Source organism: Proteiniphilum sp. UBA1028 (assembly GCF_002316955.1).
In the GTDB taxonomy this organism is placed as follows: Bacteria; Bacteroidota; Bacteroidia; order Bacteroidales; family Dysgonomonadaceae; genus Proteiniphilum.
Map to the genome: position 1 here is coordinate 21,230 of NZ_DCEN01000070.1, position 2,391 is coordinate 23,620.

A 2,391-nucleotide genomic window follows, 5' to 3' on the forward strand; every position below is an offset into this window, starting at 1 on the left:
AAAGAGAAAGAGAAATAGAGTATGGGAGAGATTATTTTGAACACGTCGTTGGAAGCGGTACCCTTGCAGGCATTCCTGATTGTAAGCCTGATAATGTTTTTTGCAGGTATCTACGGTTTTTTTACACGTAAGAATATGATAATGATGCTTATCTCGATTGAGCTGATTCTGAATTCCGTTGACATGAATTTTGCGGTTTTCAACCGCTATCTGTATCCCGGGGAGATGGAGGGGCTCTTTTTTGCACTTTTTGCTATTGCTGTGTCGGCCTGCGAAACCGCTGTCGCCATTGCCATCGTAATTAACGTGTACAGGAGATTCGGCAACGCCGAGGTGAATAACATAGAACAAATGAAAGAATAAAGAAAAAATAAAGCTCTACTGTTCTCACGAAAGAGAGAGCCGAATTATTGATTATGGACTATACAATTTTCATTCTGATACTTCCGCTGTTGTCGTTTCTGGCAATCGGACTGTCGGGAACTGCATTAAAACCACGCAATGCCGGAGCGGGCGGCACCGTTGTAGCGGGATTGGTGACGCTGCTCTCATACTATACGGCGTTTGACTATTTCACTACCCAAAATGTAAACGGAGTATGGCAGTCAGTCACACCCTGCAATTTCACCTGGCTTAATGTGGGTGAGAAGCTGCATATCGATCTGGGCATCATGCTTGATCAGGTTTCTGTGATGATGCTGGTGGTGATATCCACCGTCTCGCTGATGGTGCATATCTACAGCTTAGGATATATGAAAGGAGAGAGAGGGTTCGGGCGTTATTACGCATTCCTCTCCCTTTTTACCTTTTCCATGATAGGGTTAGTGGTAGCAACCAATATTTTTCAGATGTATATCTTCTGGGAGCTGGTGGGTGTCTCCTCTTACCTGCTCATCGGTTTTTATTACAGTAAGCCATCAGCGGTGGCTGCAGCCAAGAAAGCATTTATCGTGACCCGTTTTGCCGATATGTTTTTTCTGATCGGCATACTGGTGCTTTCATACTATACGCAGACTTTCGATTTCGGAGTGCTGATACCGGGAGATGCTTCTCTCTTTGGTCCTGCCCTTGGAACAACCTTTATGGGCGTGTCGGCAATGAGCTGGGCTATGGCGTTGATTTTTATTGGTGGTGCCGGTAAGTCGGCAATGTTCCCTCTGCATATATGGCTGCCCGATGCCATGGAAGGACCTACCCCCGTATCGGCGCTCATTCACGCTGCCACCATGGTTGTGGCGGGAGTCTATCTGGTTGCTCGCCTGTTCCCGGTCTATGTTGGCTTCACTCCTGAGGTGCTGCATGGTATTGCATATGTGGGTGCATTTACGGCTATGTTTGCCGCTGTTATAGCGATAGCGCAAACCGATATAAAACGTGTACTGGCTTTCTCCACCATCTCCCAGATAGGGTTTATGATGGTTGCGTTGGGAGTAAGCACAGGTATGGGGCTTAGTGAGCATGAACACGGGGGGTTGGGGTATATGGCTTCCATGTTTCACCTGTTTACACATGCAATGTTCAAGGCGCTTTTGTTCCTTGGCGCGGGTTCGGTAATCCATGCCGTTCATAGTAATGAGATGAAGGATATGGGGGGCTTGCGCAGGTATATGCCAGTCACGCATATCACCTTTTTAATTGCCTGTCTGTCGATAGCAGGTATTCCGCCTTTCTCAGGGTTTATGAGCAAAGATGAAGTAATTACCGCCGCCTATGGGTTTAGCACGGGAATGGGTGTATGGATGACCGTGATAGCGGGACTGACTGCTTTTTACATGTTCCGGCTCTATTACAGTATATTCTGGCGCAAGGAGTATAAAGTACGCGATGGTCGAAGGCCTCACGAGAGTCCCCGTTCGATGACTATCCCGCTTCTGTTCCTGGCTCTGTTGACCGTCGCCGGTGGCTTTATCCCTTTCGGGAAATTTGTTACGGCCGATGGTACACAATACATAATCCGTCTGAACGTGACAGTAGCTGCTATCAGTGTCTCCGTGGCACTGACAGGAATAGGGGTGGCTGCATACCTCTACAGGAGAGATAACGCATATCCGGCACATTTGGCTAAAGGCTTTGGAAAGCTTTACAGGGCTGCATCAAACAGATTTTATATAGACGAACTATATCTGTTTATCACGAAGAAAATTATATTCAACGGCATATCGCGTTCGTTTGCATGGTTCGACCGCCATGTGATAGATGGGGCTGTAAATGGACTGGGGAGGGCCACCCTTCGCACCTCGCAGGCTATAAGAGGGTTACAGTCTGGGAGCGTGCAGTGGTACGCGTGGGTGTTTCTGCTGGCTACTCTTCTTATTACGTTGTTGGCAATATGGTAGCCGTGCGACCCAAATGAGCCTGCACTGTTGAAATTACTATAACAGACAATATTAC

Annotated in this window: 2 protein-coding genes; both read left to right on the forward strand. The window is 47.5% G+C overall.

What is annotated here, in order from left to right; genetic code table 11:
- The first annotated feature begins 21 nt into the window (after positions 1–21).
- The gene (gene nuoK, locus B3Z75_RS11705; protein WP_238866204.1) at positions 22–363 is read left to right on the forward strand and encodes an NADH-quinone oxidoreductase subunit NuoK; all 342 of its coding nucleotides are present in this window, start codon (positions 22–24) and stop codon (positions 361–363) included.
- Positions 364–416: 53 nt separating this feature from the next.
- Positions 417–2,336 (forward strand): NADH-quinone oxidoreductase subunit L, encoded by a 1,920-nt coding sequence (nuoL, locus tag B3Z75_RS11710; protein WP_286844795.1) that lies wholly within the window; start codon positions 417–419, stop codon positions 2,334–2,336.
- Positions 2,337–2,391 lie beyond the last annotated feature (55 nt).